Origin of the sequence: Enterobacter sp. ECC-249, from assembly GCF_043965265.1 — a bacterium.
Lineage (GTDB): Bacteria > Pseudomonadota > Gammaproteobacteria > Enterobacterales > Enterobacteriaceae > Enterobacter > Enterobacter quasiroggenkampii.
In genome coordinates this window covers 3,967,073-3,984,940 of the sequence record NZ_CP143660.1, presented here as the reverse complement: position 1 = coordinate 3,984,940, position 17,868 = coordinate 3,967,073, and the positions used below count along the sequence as shown (strand labels likewise).

Genomic DNA, 17,868 nt, shown 5'->3' with positions numbered 1-17,868 from the left:
TTTTCGTAAATGCCGCGTCAAGACGTGGCATCCCTGCGCCAGACTTTGTACAATGCAACGCCCCGGACGAGCAGACCGCTTTCCGGGGCGTTTCTATTCAACCCTCCATGGGCCATAACGTGTAACAACGAGGCCGGTAAATATTATGTCTGAATTAGTGAATACCTCCGAAGTCGCCATTCCTGCGGTTCCCAATAAAAATGGAAAAATCAACCTGCTGGATCTGAACCGTCAGCAGATGCGCGAGTTCTTTAAAGAGATGGGCGAAAAGCCGTTTCGTGCCGATCAGGTCATGAAGTGGATGTACCATTACTGCAGCGACAATTTTGATGACATGACTGACATCAACAAGGTCCTGCGCAACAAGCTCAAAGAAGTGGCTGAAATCCGCGCGCCGGAAGTGGTGGAAGAGCAGCGCTCCGCGGATGGCACCATCAAATGGGCGATTGCGGTCGGCGATCAGCGCGTTGAGACCGTCTACATTCCGGAAGAAGACCGCGCCACGCTGTGCGTCTCCTCCCAGGTTGGCTGTGCGCTGGAGTGCAAATTCTGCTCAACCGCGCAGCAAGGCTTTAACCGTAACCTGCGAGTGTCAGAAATTATCGGCCAGGTCTGGCGTGCCGCGAAAATCGTGGGTGCGGCAAAAGTAACCGGTACGCGCCCTATCACCAACGTCGTGATGATGGGGATGGGTGAGCCGCTGCTGAACCTGACCAACGTCGTTCCGGCGATGGAAATCATGCTGGATGATTTTGGCTTTGGTCTGTCCAAGCGTCGCGTCACGCTGTCTACTTCTGGCGTTGTGCCTGCGCTGGACAAGCTTGGCGACATGATTGACGTCGCGCTGGCAATCTCCCTGCATGCACCAAACGACGAAATTCGTGACGAAATTGTGCCGATCAACAAAAAGTACAATATCGAAACCTTCCTCGCTGCGGTGCGTCGCTATCTGGAGAAATCCAACGCCAACCAGGGTCGCGTCACCATCGAATACGTAATGCTGGACCACGTTAACGACGGCACCGAACATGCGCATCAGCTGGCTGAATTGCTGAAAGATACGCCATGCAAAATCAACCTGATCCCATGGAACCCGTTCCCGGGCGCGCCGTATGGCCGTAGCTCGAACAGCCGTATCGACCGTTTCTCCAAGGTGCTGATGGAGTACGGTTTCACCACCATCGTGCGTAAAACGCGTGGTGATGATATTGATGCCGCATGTGGACAGCTGGCTGGTGATGTTATTGACCGTACCAAGCGTACGCTGCGTAAACGCATGCAGGGCGAGACGATCGCGGTTAAAGCTGTTTGATTATTATGCACTCACGGCGCATTATCTGCGCCGTGATGCATAGTCTTACTGAATAATCAGTCAGATTCGTGAAGACTGATCAATAATTACGGTGCGTTTCATCCGACTTTCGGGCAGTATGTAACGACGTAACAACAGTTTAGCCGTACGGGCAGGGCTGTACTGTCATCTCCGGGCTGACAGTCTTATACTCTCTGTTCAAGGTTAACTGACCAGAAGTTTCGCGGTGCGGGTGGCATTGTGACTCACCGGCGCCTGAACCCTTATTTTTCACGTACCAGTAGTTGTAGCGAATGAATACTGAAGCCACTCACGACCAACATGAAGCACTCTCCACTGGCGTTCGTCTTCGCAACGCCCGTGAACAACTCGGACTCAGCCAGCAAGCCGTTGCGGAACGCTTGTGCCTGAAGGTTTCCACGGTTCGCGATATTGAAGAAGATAAGGCGCCTGCCGATCTGGCTTCAACGTTCTTGCGCGGTTATATCCGCTCTTACGCAAAACTGGTGCACATCCCCGAAAACGAATTACTGCCAATGATGGAGAAGCAGGCGCCGGTCCGTGCAGCAAAAGTTGCGCCGATGCAGACCTTCTCCCTGGGGAAACGTCGTAAAAAACGTGATGGCTGGCTGATGAGCTTTACATGGCTGGTGCTGTTTGTAGTGGTCGGTCTGACCGGTGCATGGTGGTGGCAAAACCACAAGGCGCAGCAGGAAGAGATCACTACCATGGCAGATCAATCCTCCGCCGAACTCAACCAGGCCGGAAATGATAACGCCCAGAGCGTGCCGCTGAATACCGACGGTGCTGCGTCCTCCAGCGAGCCACAGACCGCAACGCCAGACGCATCGGCGACTGGTGCAGCACAGGCCCCGGCAGCAACGGCTAACACCGCTGCGCCGCAGGCTCAGGATCAAAACGCGGTGGTTGCCCCTTCTCAGGCAAATGTTGATACGGCGGCGAATGCGCCTGCAGCCACTCAGCCTGCGGACAATACCACAGCGTCTCTGCCAACCAGCCCGGCGGGTACGGCAACAACAGCAGCCGACCCTAATGCGCTGGTAATGAACTTTAGCGCCGACTGCTGGCTGGAAGTCACTGACGCGACAGGTAAAAAACTGTTCAGCGGCCTGCAGCGTAAAGATGGCACGTTAAACCTAACCGGCCAGGCTCCCTATAAACTTAAAATCGGCGCTCCGGCAGCGGTACAGATCCAGTATCAAGGAAAACCTGTCGACCTGAGCCGCTTTATCAGAACTAACCAGGTTGCACGTCTTACCGTTAATGCCGAACAATCAGCAGCACAGTAACAGACGGGCAACGCGGGAGATTTTTCATGCATAACCAGGCTCCGATTCAACGTAGAAAATCGAAACGGATTTACGTTGGGAATGTGCCAATCGGCGATGGGGCACCTATCGCCGTTCAGTCGATGACCAACACGCGCACCACCGATGTGGAAGCGACGGTCAATCAAATCAAAGCATTAGAACGTGTCGGCGCGGATATTGTTCGCGTCTCCGTCCCGACCATGGATGCCGCTGAGGCGTTCAAACTGATCAAACAGCAGGTCAGCGTTCCGCTGGTGGCTGATATCCACTTCGACTACCGCATCGCACTGAAAGTGGCCGAATACGGCGTCGATTGCCTGCGTATTAACCCGGGCAACATCGGTAACGAAGAGCGTATCCGCACGGTCGTGGACTGCGCCCGCGATAAAAATATTCCTATTCGTATCGGTGTTAACGCCGGTTCGCTGGAAAAAGATCTGCAGGAAAAATACGGTGAGCCTACGCCGCAGGCGCTGCTCGAGTCCGCGATGCGTCACGTCGATCATCTCGATCGCCTTAACTTCGATCAGTTCAAAGTCAGCGTAAAAGCGTCCGACGTGTTCCTTGCCGTAGAATCTTACCGCCTGCTGGCAATGCAGATCGACCAGCCTCTGCACCTCGGGATCACCGAAGCGGGTGGCCTGCGCAGCGGCTCGGTAAAATCCGCGATCGGTCTGGGGCTGCTGCTCTCTGAAGGGATCGGTGACACCCTGCGCGTCTCGCTGGCGGCCGATCCGGTCGAAGAGATCAAGGTCGGTTTCGATATCCTGAAGTCGCTGCGCATTCGCGCGCGTGGGATCAACTTCATTGCCTGCCCAACCTGCTCACGTCAGGAGTTTGATGTGATCGGGACGGTGAATGCCCTGGAGCAACGTCTGGAAGACATTATCACCCCGATGGACGTCTCCATTATCGGCTGCGTGGTTAACGGTCCGGGTGAAGCACTGGTGTCAACGCTTGGCGTTACCGGCGGTAACAAGAAAAGTGGTCTCTATGAAGATGGCGTTCGTAAAGATCGTCTGGATAATAGCGACATGATCGACCAGCTTGAAGCCCGCATCCGCGCCAAAGCCGCCATGATGGACGAAACACAGCGTATCAGCGTTCAGCAGGTTGAAAAATAACGTGATGGGAAGCGTGCCGCTTCCCATGTATGATTGAACCCATTCTTTGGGTTTTTTTTGTATATAGAAAGAGAATAAACGTGGCAAAAAACATTCAAGCCATCCGCGGCATGAACGATTATCTGCCTGGCGAAACCGCCATCTGGCAGCGCATTGAAGGCACGCTGAAGCAGGTGCTCGGCAGCTACGGTTACAGCGAAATCCGTTTGCCGATTGTAGAGCAGACCCCGTTATTCAAACGCGCGATTGGTGAAGTCACCGACGTGGTTGAAAAAGAGATGTACACCTTTGAGGACCGCAACGGCGACAGCCTGACCCTGCGTCCGGAAGGTACGGCGGGCTGCGTACGCGCCGGCATCGAACATGGTCTTCTGTACAATCAGGAGCAGCGCCTGTGGTATATCGGCCCGATGTTCCGCCACGAACGTCCTCAGAAAGGTCGTTATCGCCAGTTCAATCAGCTGGGTGTGGAAGTCTTTGGCCTGCAGGGCCCGGACATCGACGCCGAACTGATTATGCTGACTGCCCGCTGGTGGCGTGCGCTCGGTATCGCCGATCACGTTTCCCTTGAGCTGAACTCTATCGGTTCTCTGGAAGCACGCGCTAACTACCGCGATGCGCTGGTAGCGTTCCTGGAACAGCATAAAGAGAAGCTGGACGAAGACTGCAAACGTCGCATGTATAGCAACCCGCTGCGCGTTCTGGATTCCAAAAACGCAGATGTTCAGGCACTGCTGAACGATGCGCCTGCGCTGGGTGATTATCTGGATGAAGAATCTCGCGAACACTTCGCGGGCCTGTGCAAGCTGCTTGAAGCGGCAGGCATCGCCTATACCGTGAATCAGCGCCTGGTGCGCGGTCTGGACTACTACAACCGTACCGTGTTTGAGTGGGTGACCAGCAGCCTCGGCTCTCAGGGCACCGTATGCGCGGGCGGCCGTTATGACGGTCTGGTTGAGCAACTTGGCGGTCGCGCAGCGCCTGCTGTTGGTTTTGCTATGGGCCTCGAGCGACTTGTTTTGCTGGTTCAGGCAGTTAATCCGGAATTTAAAGCAGAATCCGTTGTCGATATATACCTGGTGGCCTCAGGCGCGGAAACGCAGTCTGCGGCGATGCAGCTTGCCGAACGCGTGCGCGATGCGCTGCCGGGCGTTAAGCTGATGACCAACCATGGCGGCGGCAACTTCAAAAAACAGTTTGCTCGTGCCGATAAGTGGGGCGCAAGTATTGCACTGGTGCTGGGCGAGTCCGAAGTGGCTAACGGCGAAGTGGTGGTGAAGGACCTGCGCTCTGGTGAGCAGACAACGGTAACGCAGGACGGCGTTGCGGCGCACTTGCGCACTCTATTGGGCTAAGGAGAAGGACTGCGTGGAAATTTACGAGAACGAACACGATCAGGTCGACGCGATTAAACGCTTCTTTGTTGAAAACGGCAAAGCGCTGGTTGTTGGGGTTATTTTAGGTGTCGGTGCGCTGGTGGGCTGGCGTTACTGGAACAATCATCAGGCAGATTCCGCGCGCGGCGCGTCCCTGTCCTATGAAAATACCGTTAGCGCAATTCGTGCCGATCAGCCGCAAACGCTGACGGCGGCAGAGAAATTTGCGGCTGACAACAAAAACACCTACGGTGCACTGGCTGCGCTGGAAGTGGCTCAGCAGTACGTTGATAAGAACGAACTGGATAAAGCCGTAGCACAGCTGTCTCAGGGCCTCGATGCCGCCAGTGATGAAAACCTGAAAGCGGTGATCAATCTGCGCCTGGCACGTATTCAGGTTCAGCAGAAGAAAGCTGACGATGCGCTGAAAACGCTCGATACCATCAAAGGCGAAGGCTTTGCTGCCATCGTTGCCGATCTGCGCGGTGAAGCACTGCTGAGCAAAGGTGACAAAGCGGGCGCGCGTAAAGCGTGGCAAGCTGGCGTAGAGAGCAATGCTTCACCTGCGCTGAGCGAAATGATGCAGATGAAAATAAATAATTTGTCCGTCTGAGAGGGACCCGATGCAATTGCGTAAATTACTTCTGCCAGGACTGCTTTCTGTTACGTTATTGAGTGGTTGTTCACTGTTCAGTGGCGAAGAAGACGTTGTGAAAATGTCCCCACTGCCGACGGTTGAAAACCAGTTTACCCCATCCACCGCGTGGGATGTCTCCGTGGGCAGTGGGATTGGTGATTTCTATTCCAACCTTCATCCAGCGTATGCCGACAGCGTCGTCTATGCCGCTGACCGCAAAGGTACCGTGAAAGCGGTGAACGCGGATGACGGAAAAGAAGTGTGGTCCGTTAACCTGGCGGAAAAAGACGGCTGGTTCTCCCGTAAGCCGGCACTGCTGTCTGGCGGCCTGACCGTTGCCGGTGGCCACGTCTACGTGGGCAGCGAAAAAGCGCAGGTTTATGCCCTGAACAGCAGCGACGGCTCCATTGCCTGGCAAACAACCGTGGCGGGTGAATCCCTGTCGCGTCCGGTGGTGAGCGACGGCCTGGTGCTGATTCATACCAGCAACGGCCAGCTGCAGGCGCTGAACGAAGCGGACGGTCTGGTGAAATGGACCGTTAACCTGGATATGCCTGCGCTCTCTCTGCGTGGCGAATCTGCACCGGCGACCGCATTTGGCGCTGCCATTGTGGGCGGTGACAACGGTCGCGTGAGCGCCGTACTGATGCAGCAGGGCCAGATGATCTGGCAACAGCGTATCTCTCAGGCTACTGGCTCAACGGAAATTGACCGTCTGAGCGACGTAGACACGACGCCGGTTATCGTTAACGGTGTGGTTTACGCGCTGGCCTACAACGGCAACCTGACCGCGCTGGATCTGCGCAGCGGCCAGATCATGTGGAAACGTGAGCTGGGCTCGGTGAATGATTTCATCGTTGAGGGTAACCGCATCTATATGGTTGACCAGAATGACCGTCTGCTGGCCCTGAGCACCGAAGGCGGCGTAACGCTGTGGACGCAAAGCGACCTGCTGCACCGTCTGCTGACCGCGCCAGCGCTGTACAACGGTAGTCTGGTTGTGGGCGACAGCGAAGGATATATGCACTGGATCGATCCGGATAACGGCCGCTTTGTTGCGCAGCAAAAAGTCGACAGCTCCGGTTTCCTGACCGATCCGGTTGTGGCCGACGGCAAACTGCTGATTCAGGCAAAAGACGGCACGCTGTACGCGATCACGCGTTAATTACCCGGCGGTTGTAGTATACTAAACGGCTCCTGTTCACTCAGGAGCCGTTTTGACATTTTTAAAAACGCCGCGAAAGCGACGTTATTTTGAATTTTATGAGGCTTCAAACATGGTACCTGTGGTCGCGCTTGTCGGGCGCCCTAACGTTGGAAAATCCACTCTTTTTAACCGTTTAACACGCACCCGTGATGCGCTGGTTGCGGATTTCCCGGGGCTGACGCGTGACCGTAAGTACGGTCGTGCAGAGGTGGAAGGACGCGAGTTCATCTGTATTGATACCGGTGGTATTGACGGCACAGAAGACGGCGTCGAAACCCGCATGGCGGAACAGTCGCTGCTGGCGATTGAAGAAGCGGACGTGGTGCTGTTCATGGTGGATGCACGCGCTGGCCTGATGCCGGCAGACTCCGCTATCGCTAAACACCTGCGTTCACGCGAAAAGCCAACCTTCCTGGTGGCGAACAAAACTGACGGCATCGATGCCGATCAGGCCGTCGCGGATTTCTGGTCTCTGGGCCTGGGTGAAATCTACCCTATAGCGGCATCGCACGGTCGCGGCGTGACCAGCCTGCTGGAAACCGTTCTGCTGCCGTGGGTTGATGAAGTGAACCCGCCGGAAGAGGTGGACGAAGACGCTGAATACTGGGCGCAGTTTGAAGACGGAGAAGAGGGCGAAGAAGAAGAGCCTGAAGACGACTTCAACCCGCAGGATCTGCCGATCAAGCTGGCCATCGTGGGCCGTCCAAACGTAGGTAAGTCTACGCTTACTAACCGTATTCTGGGTGAAGAGCGCGTGGTCGTGTACGACATGCCGGGCACCACCCGCGACAGCATCTACATTCCTATGCAGCGCGATGAGCGTGAGTATGTCCTCATCGACACCGCCGGGGTGCGTAAGCGCGGGAAAATTACCGATGTGGTGGAAAAATTCTCCGTTATCAAAACCCTGCAGGCGATCGAAGATGCCAACGTCGTGCTGCTGGTCATCGACGCGCGTGAAGGGATTTCGGATCAGGACCTCTCTCTGCTCGGGTTTATCCTCAATAGTGGGCGCTCACTGGTTATCGTGGTTAACAAGTGGGATGGCCTGAGCAACGAGGTTCGTGAGCAGGTGAAAGAGACCCTCGACTTCCGTCTGGGCTTTATCGACTTTGCTCGCGTACACTTCATCTCTGCGCTGCACGGCAGCGGCGTGGGTAACCTTTTCGAATCCGTGCGCGAAGCTTACGACAGCTCCACCCGTCGTCAGAGCACCGCTATGCTGACGCGCATCATGAACATGGCTGCGGAAGACCATCAGCCGCCGCTGGTGCGCGGTCGTCGCGTGAAGCTGAAATACGCCCACGCCGGTGGTTATAACCCGCCAATCGTGGTGATTCACGGCAACCAGGTGAAAGACCTGCCGGATTCCTACAAGCGCTACCTGATGAACTACTTCCGTAAATCGCTGGACGTGATGGGCACGCCTATCCGTATCCAGTTTAAGGAAGGGGAAAACCCGTTCGCCAACAAGCGCAACACCCTGACGCCAAACCAGATGCGTAAGCGTAAGCGTCTGATTAAGCACATTAAGAAAAGCAAATAAGCTTTGCTGCTCTCACGAAAGCCCGCGATTATCGCGGGCTTTTTTTTTGCCTAACCATACCACCGGTTTTCTCTGTGTGAAGTCAATCACTATTCACTTTTAACCATGTTTAAATCTAAGAAAGTAGACAATCGTCGAATTTTCATCTTAAAGTCCAGGGTCCGGTACTAGACAAAACTAGCACCTGGTTATCAAATGGTTAACTAACTTTTCGCCGCATGTAAAAAATCGGCCAGATACGTAACTGGCCGGCGTACCTGCTGGTGTTTACAAGCACGACGACATACCTTTCGGGAGAATTATGCAATCCACTGTTAATCAAAAAGAGAGCCGAACGTTCTTCGGCCACCCGTATCCGCTCGGTTCCCTGTTCTTCACCGAGATGTGGGAGCGTTTCTCGTTTTACGGCATTCGTCCGTTACTGATCCTGTTTATGGCCGCCACCGTCTATGACGGTGGGATGGGGCTGGCGCGTGAAAACGCCTCGGCGATTGTCGGCATCTTCGCCGGTACCATGTACCTGGCCGCGCTGCCGGGCGGCTGGCTGGCGGATAACTGGCTCGGTCAGCAGAGAGCCGTCTGGTACGGTTCGATCCTGATTGCGCTCGGTCACCTGTCGATTGCGCTCTCGGCGGTGATGGGGAATAACCTGTTCTTTATCGGCCTGATGTTCATCGTGCTTGGCTCCGGGCTGTTCAAGACCTGTATCTCGGTGATGGTCGGCACCCTGTATAAAAAAGGCGACGCGCGTCGCGACGGCGGTTTCTCGCTGTTCTATATGGGCATCAACATGGGCTCGTTCATCGCGCCGCTGATTTCCGGCTGGCTGATCAAAACCCACGGCTGGCACTGGGGCTTTGGCATTGGTGGTATCGGGATGCTGGTGGCGCTGATTATCTTCCGCGTGTTTGCCGTTCCGGCAATGAAACGCTATGACGGCGAAGTCGGCCTCGACTCCACCTGGAACAGCCCGGTGGTGAAGCGTAACGGCGTGGGCGTTTGGCTGCTGGCGCTGGCGGCTGGCGTGGCAACGATCGTGACGCTGATTGCGCAGGGCGTGATTGTAATTAACCCGGTCGCGGTAGCCAGCGTGCTGGTCTACGTGATTGCGGCGTCCGTTGCCCTCTACTTTATTTATCTATTTGTCTTTGCGGGCCTGAACCGTAAAGAGCGCGCCAGACTGCTGGTCTGCTTTATTCTCCTGATCTCCGCGGCCTTCTTCTGGTCCGCGTTTGAACAGAAGCCAACCTCGTTCAACCTGTTCGCCAACGACTACACTAACCGCATGATCGGCGATTTCGAAATCCCGGCGGTGTGGTTCCAGTCAATCAACGCCCTGTTCATCATCCTGCTGGCACCGGTGTTCAGCTGGGCGTGGCCGAAGCTCGCAGGCATGAACATTCGCCCGAGCAGCATCACCAAGTTTGTTATCGGTATTCTCTGTGCCGCAGCGGGCTTTGGCCTGATGATGCTGGCGGCACAGAACGTGCTGAGCAGCGGTGGAGCGGGCGTGTCGCCGTTCTGGCTGGTGGGCAGCATCCTGATGCTGACGCTCGGCGAACTGTGCCTGAGTCCGATTGGCCTGGCGACCATGACGCTGCTGGCGCCGGAGAGAATGCGCGGTCAGATGATGGGGCTGTGGTTCTGTGCGAGCGCGCTGGGTAACCTGGCGGCGGGCCTGATTGGCGGCCACGTGAAGGCCGACCAGCTGGATATGCTGCCGGATCTCTTTGCGCGCTGCTCCGTCGCGCTGCTGATTTGTGCCGCGGTACTGATCGTTCTCATTGTTCCGGTGCGCCGCATGCTGGAAAATGCGCAGACTAAACCGGCACCTAACGCCTCATAAACCTCGAGCTTGCCGGGGCGGCGTTATGCCCCGGCAATTTACTCAACGAGGTAAGAACATGCTGTTAGGGTTTGTTGGTCTTGGCGCAGTCGTTGAAACAGCTTACCTGCCCGCAATACGAAAACGCTTTGATAATCTCCCTCGCTGTTTAGGTTTTGATATCCAGCCCGTAACACAGCTGGAGGGCATAACGCGCTGCGCCACGCTGCCTGAACTTCTCTCCCAGCCGCTTGATACCCTGTTTATTACCACGTCGTCGCTGCACCATCTTGAGGTGCTTGAACACGCTCTCGCCTCATCGGTTTCCCGCATCGTGGTTGAAAAACCGATCGTCGCCACGCTTGCCCAAATCGAAAAGCTCAACGCGCTGCTGGTAAACCCCGACGCTGCTTCCCGCGTGCTGGCGCTCGATCACTGGATGGCGCGTATCGAAACGGTGAAGCGGTCGCTGGTTGGCAGCATCTCTGACATCGTCAAAATCGACGGCTTTTTGCAGGAACCGAGCGGAGTTAACGCCGCTGGGGAACCCATCGCGCTTAACTTTGCCACCGGCGAGCCGGACGCACGTACGCTTCGCCACCCTGATGGCGTGATTCTGGATATCGGTACGCACGTGCTGGCGATGCTGCGCGAAACGGTGCGCTATCTGGGCGGGAATGATGAAATGACGTTGCAGGTGGTGACGGCTAAAGACCGCCTGGGTCGCGATATCGCAAAAGGCGACCTGACCACGGCGGAGGGCGAGGCGCATCTGCAGGGGAACATCAGCGGCGTGTCGGTGAATATCTGGCTTAACAAATACGCTGGACCCGCGGGTGGGCAAAAAGGCTTACGGCTCTGGTTGCGCGACGGGCGGACCATCAGTTACGACCGGCACGGCGCAGAAGATGTGCTTGAGCTGATAAATGGCGACACGCGTCAACGCTGGAACATTCCCGGCACGATCTACGAGCACTGTCTTGCAGAGCATATTCTGGGCGCCAACGGCCTGTTTGAACGGGATCCGCACGAGGTGAGCCGCACGACGCGCCGCAGGATCGAGGAAGTGACGCTGCTGCTGACCTTGCAGCAACAGCTGCGTGGCCCACACTGAACGCAACGTGGTAAAATTATTGCAGACCAGAATGCTTTTAAGGAGTCACGATGACGATTACCTGCCCGGATTGCCAGACACCGCTTGAGCCCCTGAACGGGGTGGCACACTGCGAGAACTGTAATAAGGATATTGCGCTTGAAGCCCGCTGCCCGGAGTGCCATCAGCCACTCCAGGTATTAAAAGCCTGCGGCGCGGTGGACTATTTCTGCCAGAACGGCCACGGTCTTATCTCTAAAAAACGCGTGGAGTTTGTTCGGGCCGAAGGTTAATCGCACACGCAGCCTTCGCCTTTCTTCCACAGCTCGACCAGCGACTCGGGCGCTTCCTGCTCCGGCACCAGCACGATGATATCGGCGTAGTGCGCCTGATTTTGCCCGGTCCAGATAATCTGGATGCGGAAATAGCGCTGGTCGCCGCTGCCGGGTGACGAGGCCTGTCCCGGCGGCTGACCGCGCGGAAAGGCCTGCTCCAGGATGTTTACCAGACGCTGGCGCTGGGCCTCATTGAGCGAGGAGAGCGCGATGGTGCGCAGGCCGCTCAGCTTAGGAATAAAAGCGACGCCGCCTTCCCGGGCCAGCTCAACCACGGCGTCATCCGTCAGTTCCGGAACCTGCATTTACAGCACTCCCACCTGTTCCCAGGCTTGTTTAATGGCTGCCCCAACGTCGCCGCCGGAGCGTTTCTCACCGTGCGCTACCGTTAGTTTTGCGAAGGCTTCAAAATCTGCATCCTGCGCCAGATTGCGATCGCAAACCGTGTCGTACCAGGCATAACCCGCTTTTTCCCAGGCGTAGCCGCCGATCGCCGTCGCGGCCAGATAAAATGCCCGGTTGGGGATGCCGGAGTTAAGATGCACGCCGCCGTTATCCTCGCGCGTTTTAATGAAATCCTTCATGTGAGCAGGCTGCGGGTCTTTACCGAGCAGCGGATCGTTGTAGGCAGTGCCCGGTTCAGACATCGAGCGAAGTCCTTTGCCGTTGATCCCTTTTGCCAGCAGCCCTTCACCAATGAGCCAGTCCGCTTTATCGGCGGTTTGCTTCAGATGATACTGTTTAACCAGTGAGCCAAACACGTCCGACAGCGACTCGTTTAGCGCGCCGGACTGCTCAAAGTAGATAAGCCCGGCTTCGGTCTCGGTCACGCCGTGGCTCAGCTCGTGCGCCACCACGTCGATAGCGATGGTAAAACGGTTAAATATTTCCCCGTCGCCGTCGCCGAATACCATCTGCTGACCGTTCCAGAAGGCGTTCTGATATTCCCGGCCATAGTGAACGGTGCCGGTCAAAATAAGCCCTTTATTATCGAGCGAATCGCGCTGATATTCTTTCCAGAAGAAATCGTGGGTAACCCCTAAATAATCGTAGGCTTCATCGACCGCCACATCGCCGTTCGACGGCTGGCCTTCGTAACGCACCTGCGTACCCGGCAGCTCCTGGGTTTGCTTCGCGTCGTAAATATCGCGCTCCAGCTGCCCGGCTTTATTCACGTGCGGCGCGGCGGGTTTGCCGGGCATATGGGCCATCAGCGTCTGGACATGGGTTAAGGTCTGACGGGCACAGCGCTGCTGCGGTTCGGAACCGCTTTCGATAATACGACGAAGAATATACGGGGGAATAACGCTATGAAGATGGGACATGCTGCTCTCCTTATTAAAAAAGGGAATAGCAGCAGTATAGTAAGTAACCGGCGAAGAATTATCCGGTTTTACGCTGACGCGTCTTTTTCACCGGTTTAATTGATTTCACTTCGCTTTCTACCCAGCCGTCTGACAGACGCGTCGTCAGCACATCGCCGGTACTCACCTGTTTGGTTTGCTTGAGCACTTTGCCGTCCGTCGCCGTCGTCACGCTATAGCCGCGCGCCAGCGTGGAGAGGGGGCTGACCGCCTCAAGATGGGTCACCGCATTGCCAAAGCGTTCGCGGGTGGTGCTCAGTCGGGCGCGGAGAATTTCCGCGAGACGATACTCCAGCTGCTGGATCCGCGTTTGCGCGCGATAAATTTTCGGCTGCGGGTTCTGCTGGTTCAGGCGCTGCGTCACGCGCTGCTGGCGCGATACCGCCCGCTTAAGCTGCGCGTCCACCGCCACGTTCATGCGCTGACGCAGGCGCTCCAGCACCGTCTGCTGACGCGCCAGACGCAGCTGCGGATGCTGCTGCTGAAGTCGATGATGAAGCTGGGTAAAGCGGCGGGTACGATTGGCGAGGTAGTAATCCATCGCCATCTCAAGGCGCTGCTGGCTGCTCTGGATCTGACGCAGCAGCTCCAGCTGGTTGCGGCTGACCACTTCCGCCGCAGCCGACGGCGTAGGCGCGCGGAGATCCGCGACAAAATCGGCTATCGTTACGTCCGTTTCGTGGCCGACGGCGCTCACCACGGGGATAAGGCTGGCAAAGATTGCCCGCGCCACGCGCTCGTCGTTAAAGCTCCACAGATCTTCCAGCGAGCCGCCGCCGCGCCCGACGATTAGGACGTCGCACTCCTGACGCGCGTTCGCCAGCTCAATGGCGCGCACAATTTGGCCCGGCGCATCGTCACCCTGCACGGCGGTCGGGTAGATGATGACGGGCAGGGAAGGATCGCGACGTTTCAGGACGTGCAAAATATCGTGCAGTGCCGCACCGGTTTTCGAGGTGATGACACCAACGCAGTGGGCAGGCGAGGGCAGCGGCTTTTTGAACTGCTGGTCGAACAGTCCCTCTTCGGAGAGCTTAGCCTTTAACTGTTCATACTTCTGCTGCAGCAGGCCTTCGCCCGCAGGCTGCATGCTCTCGACGATAATTTGATAATCACCGCGCGGTTCATACAGGGTGATATTGGCACGAACCAGAACCTGCTGGCCGTGCTGAGGACGAAACGTCACGCGACGGTTACTGTTGCGGAACATCGCGCAGCGCACCTGGGCGGTATCGTCTTTTAGCGTAAAGTACCAGTGGCCGGAGGAGGGCTGCGTGAAGTTAGAGATTTCACCGCTGATCCAGACCTGCCCCATTTCCTGCTCAAGCAGCAAACGCACCGTCTGATTCAGGCGGCTGACGGTATAAATTGAGGGGGATTGAGAGGATAACATGTGAGCGGGATCAAATTCTAAATCAGCAAGTTATTCAGTCGATAGTAACCTGCTGAGAGGTGAGCGCAAGCATTTTTTTCAAAAAAGTGTGGATGCAATCGGTTACGCTCTGTATAATGCCACGGCAATATTTAACCACCCAGGTCAGAGATATTGCCCATGCTACGTATCGCTAAAGAAGCACTGACGTTTGACGACGTCCTCCTCGTTCCCGCTCACTCCACCGTTCTGCCGAATACTGCCGATCTCAGCACGCAGTTGACGAAAACCATTCGCCTGAACATTCCTATGCTCTCTGCGGCAATGGACACCGTGACTGAAGCGCGCCTGGCTATCGCCCTGGCACAGGAAGGCGGCATTGGCTTTATCCACAAAAACATGTCTATCGAACGTCAGGCAGAAGAAGTTCGCCGCGTGAAGAAGCATGAATCCGGCATCGTGTCAGACCCACAGACCGTTCTGCCAACCACCACCCTGCACGAAGTGAAAGCCCTGACCGAACGTAACGGCTTCGCCGGTTACCCGGTGGTGACCGAAGAGAACGAACTGGTGGGCATCATCACCGGTCGTGACGTGCGTTTCGTGACTGACCTGAACCAGCCTGTCAGCGTGTACATGACGCCAAAAGAGCGTCTGGTCACCGTTCGCGAAGGTGAAACCCGCGACGTGGTGCTGGCAAAAATGCACGAAAAACGCGTTGAAAAAGCGCTGGTTGTTGACAGCAGCTTCCACCTGCGCGGCATGATCACCGTTAAAGATTTCCAGAAAGCAGAACGTAAACCTAACGCCTGTAAAGACGAGCATGGCCGTCTGCGCGTTGGCGCTGCGGTAGGCGCAGGTGCCGGTAACGAAGAGCGCGTTGACGCGCTGGTTGCTGCGGGCGTTGACGTCCTGCTGATTGACTCCTCTCACGGCCACTCCGAAGGCGTTCTGCAGCGTATTCGTGATACCCGTGCCAAATACCCTGATCTGCAGATCATCGGCGGCAACGTGGCTACCGGTGCAGGCGCTCGCGCGCTGGCTGACGCTGGCTGCAGCGCGGTGAAAGTGGGTATCGGTCCTGGCTCTATCTGTACCACGCGTATCGTGACCGGAGTGGGCGTTCCGCAGATCACCGCGGTGTCTGACGCGGTTGAAGCGCTGGAAGGCACCGGTATTCCGGTTATTGCTGACGGCGGTATCCGCTTCTCTGGCGACATCGCGAAAGCGATCGCTGCGGGCGCAGCAGCGGTGATGGTAGGCTCCATGCTGGCCGGTACCGAAGAATCCCCGGGTGAAATCGAACTCTACCAGGGCCGTTCTTACAAATCTTACCGCGGTATGGGTTCCCTGGGCGCGATGTCCAAAGGTTCCTCTGACCGTTACTTCCAGACCGATAACGCCGCAGACAAACTGGTGCCGGAAGGTATCGAAGGTCGCGTTGCCTATAAAGGCCGTCTGAAAGAGATCATTCACCAGCAGATGGGCGGCCTGCGCTCCTGTATGGGTCTGACCGGCTGTGGTACCATTGACCTGCTGCGTACTAAAGCGGAATTCGTACGCATCAGCGGTGCGGGTATCCAGGAGAGCCACGTTCACGACGTGACGATCACCAAAGAGTCCCCGAACTACCGTCTGGGCTCCTGATAAGTTTCCGCGCCCGGCTCCTGCCGGGCGCTCTGTTTTTGTTTCACTTGCCTCGGAATTAGCGTCAATGACGGAAAACATTCATAAACATCGCATTCTCATCCTGGACTTCGGTTCGCAGTACACTCAGCTGGTGGCGCGTCGCGTACGTGAACTGGGCGTTTACTGTGAACTGTGGGCGTGGGATGTCACGGAAGCACAGATTCGCGAATTCAATCCAAGCGGCATCATCCTGTCCGGCGGCCCGGAAAGCACCACCGAAGAGAACAGCCCGCGCGCGCCGCAGTACGTGTTCGAAGCCGGCGTGCCGGTATTCGGCGTTTGCTACGGTATGCAGACCATGGCAATGCAGCTGGGCGGCCACGTAGAAGGCTCCAGCGAGCGCGAGTTCGGCTATGCGCAGGTTGAAGTGGTTAACGACAGCGCGCTGGTGCGCGGTATCGAAGACTCCCTGACCGCAGACGGCAAACCGCTGCTGGACGTATGGATGAGCCACGGCGACAAAGTTACCGCCATCCCGTCTGACTTCGTGACCGTTGCCAGCACCGAAAGCTGCCCGTTCGCCATCATGTCGAACGAAGAAAAGCGCTTCTACGGCGTGCAGTTCCACCCGGAAGTGACCCACACCCGTCAGGGTATGCGCATGCTGGAGCGCTTCGTGCGCGACATCTGCCAGTGTGAAGCCCTGTGGACCCCGGCAAAAATCATCGACGACGCCGTTGAGCGTATTCGCCAGCAGGTTGGCGATGACAAAGTGATCCTCGGCCTCTCCGGCGGCGTGGACTCCTCCGTAACCGCGATGCTGCTGCACCGCGCCATCGGCAAAAACCTGACCTGCGTCTTCGTGGACAACGGCCTGCTGCGCCTGAACGAAGCCCAGCAGGTTATGGACATGTTCGGCGACCACTTCGGTCTGAACATCGTTCACGTGGAAGGCGAGCAGCGCTTCCTGGACGCGCTGAAAGGCGAGAACGATCCGGAAGCGAAACGTAAGATCATCGGTCGCGTGTTCGTGGAAGTGTTCGACGAAGAAGCGCTGAAGCTGGACGACGTGAAGTGGCTGGCGCAGGGCACCATCTACCCTGACGTGATCGAGTCTGCGGCATCCGCCACAGGCAAAGCGCACGTCATCAAATCTCACCACAACGTGGGCGGCCTGCCGAAAGAGATGAAGATGGGTCTGGTTGAACCGCTGCGCGAGCTGTTCAAAGACGAAGTGCGTAAGATCGGTCTGGAACTGGGTCTGCCGTACGACATGCTCTACCGTCACCCGTTCCCGGGCCCGGGTCTGGGCGTGCGCGTGCTGGGTGAAGTGAAGAAAGAATACTGCGACCTGCTGCGTCGCGCGGACGCTATCTTCATCGAAGAGCTGCACAAAGCTGACCTTTACAACAAAGTGAGCCAGGCGTTCACCGTGTTCCTGCCGGTTCGCTCCGTCGGCGTGATGGGCGATGGCCGCAAGTACGACTGGGTTGTTTCCCTGCGTGCGGTGGAAACCATCGACTTCATGACCGCGCACTGGGCGCACCTGCCGTACGACTTCCTTGGCCGCGTGTCTAACCGCATCATCAACGAAGTAAACGGTATTTCCCGCGTGGTGTATGACATCAGCGGTAAGCCACCGGCTACGATTGAGTGGGAATAAACGCGGTTAAAATTTTTTAACGTTCTAAAAAAACCCTCTGTTTCTTAGAGGGTT

At 56.6% G+C, this 17,868-nt stretch carries 15 protein-coding genes; 12 read left to right on the top strand and 3 right to left on the bottom strand.

Going from position 1 to position 17,868, the window contains the following annotated elements; genetic code table 11:
• Positions 1–145 precede the first annotated feature (145 nt).
• The 10 genes from V1587_RS18910 to V1587_RS18865 all read left to right on the top strand — a co-directional run bounded on the left by V1587_RS18910 (position 146) and on the right by V1587_RS18865 (position 11,744).
• Positions 146–1,312, top strand: a complete 1,167-nt coding sequence (locus tag V1587_RS18910) for a bifunctional tRNA (adenosine(37)-C2)-methyltransferase TrmG/ribosomal RNA large subunit methyltransferase RlmN (RefSeq protein WP_014171168.1) — start codon at positions 146–148, stop codon at positions 1,310–1,312.
• A gap of 293 nt (positions 1,313–1,605) precedes the next feature.
• On the top strand, positions 1,606–2,622 hold the full coding sequence (rodZ, locus tag V1587_RS18905) for a cytoskeleton protein RodZ (RefSeq protein ID WP_371897438.1): 1,017 nt from the start codon (positions 1,606–1,608) through the stop codon (positions 2,620–2,622).
• 26 nt (positions 2,623–2,648) lie between these two features.
• Positions 2,649–3,767: a flavodoxin-dependent (E)-4-hydroxy-3-methylbut-2-enyl-diphosphate synthase gene (gene ispG, locus V1587_RS18900; protein WP_395314452.1), complete on the top strand. Its 1,119-nt coding sequence runs from the start codon at positions 2,649–2,651 to the stop codon at positions 3,765–3,767.
• An 80-nt stretch (positions 3,768–3,847) separates the two neighbouring features.
• Positions 3,848–5,122: a histidine--tRNA ligase gene (hisS, locus tag V1587_RS18895; protein ID WP_023333028.1), complete on the top strand. Its 1,275-nt coding sequence runs from the start codon at positions 3,848–3,850 to the stop codon at positions 5,120–5,122.
• A 13-nt stretch (positions 5,123–5,135) separates the two neighbouring features.
• Positions 5,136–5,756: a YfgM family protein gene (locus V1587_RS18890; protein WP_371897437.1), complete on the top strand. Its 621-nt coding sequence runs from the start codon at positions 5,136–5,138 to the stop codon at positions 5,754–5,756.
• A 10-nt stretch (positions 5,757–5,766) separates the two neighbouring features.
• The gene (gene bamB, locus V1587_RS18885; protein ID WP_090392989.1) at positions 5,767–6,945 is read left to right on the top strand and encodes an outer membrane protein assembly factor BamB; all 1,179 of its coding nucleotides are present in this window, start codon (positions 5,767–5,769) and stop codon (positions 6,943–6,945) included.
• 112 nt (positions 6,946–7,057) lie between these two features.
• Positions 7,058–8,533 (top strand): ribosome biogenesis GTPase Der, encoded by a 1,476-nt coding sequence (gene der, locus V1587_RS18880; RefSeq protein WP_045399786.1) that lies wholly within the window; start codon positions 7,058–7,060, stop codon positions 8,531–8,533.
• Between the two features lie 301 nt (positions 8,534–8,834).
• Entirely contained in the window at positions 8,835–10,379 is a 1,545-nt protein-coding gene (locus tag V1587_RS18875; RefSeq protein WP_371897436.1) for a peptide MFS transporter, read from the top strand.
• A gap of 58 nt (positions 10,380–10,437) precedes the next feature.
• Positions 10,438–11,472 (top strand): Gfo/Idh/MocA family oxidoreductase, encoded by a 1,035-nt coding sequence (locus V1587_RS18870; RefSeq protein ID WP_371897435.1) that lies wholly within the window; start codon positions 10,438–10,440, stop codon positions 11,470–11,472.
• 50 nt (positions 11,473–11,522) lie between these two features.
• Positions 11,523–11,744 (top strand): zinc ribbon domain-containing protein, encoded by a 222-nt coding sequence (locus V1587_RS18865; protein WP_017692930.1) that lies wholly within the window; start codon positions 11,523–11,525, stop codon positions 11,742–11,744.
• Here V1587_RS18865 and V1587_RS18860 read toward each other — a convergent pair.
• From V1587_RS18860 to xseA, 3 genes are read right to left on the bottom strand one after another with little or no spacing between them, the layout of a single operon-like run.
• Entirely contained in the window at positions 11,741–12,091 is a 351-nt protein-coding gene (locus V1587_RS18860; RefSeq protein ID WP_371897434.1) for a protealysin inhibitor emfourin, read from the bottom strand. The genes V1587_RS18865 and V1587_RS18860 overlap by 4 nt on opposite strands.
• Positions 12,092–13,111, bottom strand: a complete 1,020-nt coding sequence (locus V1587_RS18855; protein ID WP_371897433.1) for a M4 family metallopeptidase — start codon at positions 13,109–13,111, stop codon at positions 12,092–12,094. It lies immediately after the preceding gene.
• 58 nt (positions 13,112–13,169) lie between these two features.
• Complete coding sequence (xseA, locus tag V1587_RS18850) at positions 13,170–14,543, bottom strand: exodeoxyribonuclease VII large subunit (protein WP_371897432.1); 1,374 nt, start codon at positions 14,541–14,543, stop codon at positions 13,170–13,172.
• Positions 14,544–14,702: 159 nt separating this feature from the next.
• On the opposite strand from xseA, the gene guaB reads away from it, so the two are divergent.
• Positions 14,703–16,169, top strand: coding sequence for an IMP dehydrogenase (gene guaB, locus V1587_RS18845; protein WP_023333022.1), 1,467 nt, complete (start codon positions 14,703–14,705; stop codon positions 16,167–16,169).
• A 67-nt stretch (positions 16,170–16,236) separates the two neighbouring features.
• Positions 16,237–17,814, top strand: coding sequence for a glutamine-hydrolyzing GMP synthase (guaA, locus tag V1587_RS18840; protein ID WP_371897431.1), 1,578 nt, complete (start codon positions 16,237–16,239; stop codon positions 17,812–17,814).
• Positions 17,815–17,868 lie beyond the last annotated feature (54 nt).